We start from the raw sequence: 4,095 nt of genomic DNA, 5'->3' as shown, positions 1-4,095 counted from the left end.
ATGTAGGTAGTTTGGTCACTTTCTACTATAAGAGAGGTTAGTGAAATTGGAAATTATGTGGCTCATTTTTTATGTGATCAAACGCTTAAAAAGTGGCTCAAAATTAATTTATCAAATACATATATAGTGAACTATTGTTATAAATCCTAACAATGTAAGTATATACGCCGACATTGTACTCTCAACAATTACAAGAAATTCAAAAATACCCAAAGCTATTAAAATAATTCCTATTGAACCCAATATCAAATTTAAATAAAGTGTTCCGTTTTTCTCGATTTTCATATCTATTTCTCCTTCCTTTTCATTTTTCGTCTTTAAAGATTCTGCTTCGTTAGTATCACAACAGCAACAACGGCTTGTGCCACTAAAGCCTCCGTTAATGAAAGAACAAAAAGACATTATCCTTAGTTCAGAAAAGGATTTTCTTTTGCAAAAACATTAATGCTTTAGCCTTTCTTTTTCAAAGTCATTAAATCAGAAAAAGCCAATCCAAGTGCTAATCCTAAAGGAATAGTGAAACCCCAAACATCTATTTCCGAGTGTCTAAAAAAATAATCAATTAGATAATGTACAGCACTTAAAGAAATAAACCATGTAATAAACGTAAAAAATCTTTTTCTTATATGAATCCAATTTAACTTCCTTGTATTTGCAATGATTAGATATATGGAGAATATTGCATAGAGAAGAAGATAAATTACATATCCAATAATAAATCTAAAAGAAAGCGAAGTATCTATATCCTTATATATTATAAATACCGTAAGTATGGTTCCTACCCAAAACACAATATGCAAAATTAAGTTTAACGAAATAAATTTCTTCATCTTTTACCCCTTACTTCAGAGTCTTGATTTTTTTTGATTATCATAAAAAACTATCAGTCAATTGTGTATGGGTAACTCAATACTTCTTCAATTAACCTGCCCGTTAGCACCATAACAGCAGCAACAGCTTGTTTAATTGCACTCTTTACTTAAATAAGACTAAATCTATTACATACTTTACTGTTGTTCATACCTGTTATTTTTAAGTGATTGTATGAATTCATTTATATTACTTAACAGTTGGTCTGGTTGAACACCAAATTTTAATGTCTGATAATTTGGGAACCACTGTACTCCGATTGTATGTACGTTAGCTTGTTTACCAGCCAGAATGTCAGCGTCACTATCTCCTAAAAAAATAGCATCAGAGTTTTTTATGTTAAGCTGTGCCAATGCCTTGTTCAATCCTTCTGGATGAGGTTTTGGTATAGAAACATCATCACCAGTGATTATCACATCAAATAAGTCATTCATATTAAGGCACTCTAAAGAGATAAGCAAACTTCTGCTAGCTTTTCCTGTTACAATGCCCAATTTATAACCTTCTCTTTTTAAAAACATGAGTAAATCGTTAATCTCCTCATTTTCAAGAACAAGTTCCAGGTGTTTTTCCCTATATTTCTCATAATATAACTCAATTGCTTTATCATGATTTGAATCCATAAGATTCTCTCTGATGATTCCTGTCTCAGATGGACCGAACATAGCCTTTAGTTCATCTGGAGTAACCACTTTATTGTCAAAGTCCTTAAATACAGCTTGAAATGCATAAAAACAAACTGGCAAAGTATCAGCAAGTGTACCATCAAAATCAAAAATAACCGCTTTAATAACTACACACCCTTTATCAAAGTATTGTATCTTCAAATTTGTTAAAAAACTAACTCTAATAATTAATGTTCTATATTGGTATATATTGAATCTTCTACACCTGGGAGTAGTTTGTATATGCTTTTATTGAGCAGTCCTTCTAACTCGTTTTTAATTGTATAAAACCCCTTCCAGTGTAGCGAAGTGTGTACAGTTGTTCCATGACGTAAACCAACCGATATTAATCTTTTCTCAAGTGTAGTAAAACCCTCGGAATCAGCAAAAGCATCGCACAAAGTGATTACTTTATTATAAATATCATATGTGCTGTTCTCATCTAGAATCTCAACCAACTTTAACTTTATATGTTTAGGGACAAGGCTCCAGTCAGCTGCTTTTTCTATATGTACATTCATGCAAGGAAATGAATGAGTAACACAAATAATTGCATTACCAGTAAAACCTAATTCCTTGAAATAAATGTAGCCATCGTATGAATGAATGACAGACTTGGTAAATCCTTTATACCTACCTATATCGTGCAATAGAGCGGCATTATACCCTAAATCAACGTCAAAATTATATCCAACTTTATTTAATTCAATTAAAATATTTTCAGTGGCTTTTGCGACATTAATTGAATGTTTAAACCACGGTCCTGGGTTTTGGTTATATGCCCATTCAAGAAGCTCATTTGCATAATTTCTATCCAATATATATTTCATGGGATGTCATTCCCTTTCAAATTAAGAATTCGTAATAAATATCTTTCTTTACTGAAGTATAATTTTCCTTCTTCAACTCTTCTGCTCGATATTTTAAGTGAAGCTTTTCACAATGTAATGTATCTTCATAAATAAATCATACCAGAAAATAACAAATTAGGTGTAAATAAATTGCTAAACTACTCGTATCTATGAGTAGTTGGTAAATTACTTGTTGCACAGTATCTAGTCAACTAAGAAAGACGATCACTTGAATTGTGATCGCCATTAAAATCGTTTTAGTTACAAGTATCGTTGAACTGTGCAACAAATGGTTTTGTTGTTTTTCGTTTTTCTTCTTCAACATACGCTCTCTTTAGTTGAACAACCATTAGTACAAATATTGAAGCCACTCATGTTTTGGTTCGTGCAATTCAAGAGCATATCGAAGCCATTGCTTCTTCTTATTATCAAGATAGTCCTTTATTATCATAAAATCTTGATGGTCTATCTCTCTTGTGTTCTTTGCCTTATACAACAGAACAATTTCAGGATTAAGATAGGGAATGCCTGTTTCAGAATAACTCCAAACTGAATTTAGTGGGTAGGAAATCCTTAAATCTCTTCTGAATTTCCAATCATTCTCTTCCGTCTCATTAAGAAGAACTTCTATTGTATCTCCATTTAACTTATTGGAAGAGTGTATTTCGTGAATTGGTAACTCCAAATATTCATTTCCCCAAGTATGAAATTCTCCTTTAATAACCTTTTTAAACTCCCATTCTTTAAGATAATCTTTTAAATATAATTGTTCTTTTCGAAATATAGCAATCTCTATATCTGAATGTTCCCTTGTTTCTTTACCAATAAAAAGATCAATCGCCCATCCACCAGCAATAAACCACGCTTTTTCAAAACCTGCCATTAATTCGGTAATTCGCTGACATTGTTCAAGTGACATATATATCCCCCTATTAAACTCTTCTGCTCTTTAGTGAAGAAGCCAAAAGGATAATTACTTTTGAAGTTGATTTAAAATCTGTTTCAATACATCATTTTGCGACATATCATTAGTAAATAGTGTTTCTCCCTGCACTTCAAGGTAATCGTTCGAATTCCACCAGGCACGTAAAGAGTTTTCTCCAAATTCCATCTTTTTAGCACGAGAGTTATGACGTATGACTGTTTCTTCAAAGGTTAAATCAAAATAATAAGTATATGCCTCTTGGTTATAGAACTTGATTAAGTCCTTAAGCATTTCACCATAACGGCTTTTATTTAAAATTCCTTCCACAATGACAAATTCACACTTACCTTTACCATATTCCGCAATTTGGCGAATCAAATCAATTGAAAGATTTCCATCTCTATCGTGAACCTTCAACATATCACGACGAACGACATCCTGAGAAACCAAAAGCGTTCCATGACCTAAATGATTTTGAAGGCATTTCGCTATCGTAGTTTTTCCACTCCCCGAATTGCCTCGTAAGATAATTAACTTAGATTCCATAAACTTCCCTGCCCATGCTCTATTTTTTTATATCTTATTGTTAAAACTTCAAATAAATAATCAATTTTTCCTTATTGAACATAACTGCTTCGATAGTTTAAGTGAAACACTTCACAAAAAGGTGTTTCATAAATAAATCATACCAGAAAATAACAAATAAGGTATGAAAAGAATTATTAAATTACTTGAATCTATGAGTAGTTAGTTGGTTTATTACTTGCTGGTGATTCTGTTGTTT

Annotated in this window: 5 protein-coding genes; all 5 read right to left on the bottom strand. The window is 31.8% G+C overall.

Going from position 1 to position 4,095, the window contains the following annotated elements:
* Window positions 1-449: 449 nt before the first annotated feature.
* The 5 genes from ACK4M9_RS22620 to ACK4M9_RS22600 all read right to left on the bottom strand — a co-directional run bounded on the left by ACK4M9_RS22620 (window position 450) and on the right by ACK4M9_RS22600 (window position 3,857).
* On the bottom strand, window positions 450-830 hold the full coding sequence (locus ACK4M9_RS22620; protein WP_409855041.1) for a hypothetical protein: 381 nt from the start codon (window positions 828-830) through the stop codon (window positions 450-452).
* A gap of 177 nt (window positions 831-1,007) precedes the next feature.
* On the bottom strand, window positions 1,008-1,661 hold the full coding sequence (locus ACK4M9_RS22615; RefSeq protein WP_409855042.1) for an HAD family hydrolase: 654 nt from the start codon (window positions 1,659-1,661) through the stop codon (window positions 1,008-1,010).
* Window positions 1,662-1,723: 62 nt separating this feature from the next.
* Window positions 1,724-2,365 carry an HD domain-containing protein gene (locus ACK4M9_RS22610; RefSeq protein ID WP_409855040.1) on the bottom strand — a complete coding sequence of 214 codons (642 nt, stop codon included), beginning with the start codon at window positions 2,363-2,365 and terminating at the stop codon, window positions 1,724-1,726.
* Between the two features lie 370 nt (window positions 2,366-2,735).
* Window positions 2,736-3,305, bottom strand: a complete 570-nt coding sequence (locus tag ACK4M9_RS22605) for a nucleotidyltransferase domain-containing protein (protein WP_409855039.1) — start codon at window positions 3,303-3,305, stop codon at window positions 2,736-2,738.
* Window positions 3,306-3,359: 54 nt separating this feature from the next.
* On the bottom strand, window positions 3,360-3,857 hold the full coding sequence (locus tag ACK4M9_RS22600; RefSeq protein WP_409855038.1) for a kinase: 498 nt from the start codon (window positions 3,855-3,857) through the stop codon (window positions 3,360-3,362).
* Window positions 3,858-4,095: the final 238 nt, after the last annotated feature.

The organism is Anaerobacillus sp., from assembly GCF_046314235.1.
In the GTDB taxonomy this organism is placed as follows: Bacteria; Bacillota; Bacilli; order Bacillales; family Anaerobacillaceae; genus Anaerobacillus.
Note: the sequence above shows the minus strand (reverse complement) of the source record. Positions and strands in the feature narration are given on the sequence as shown.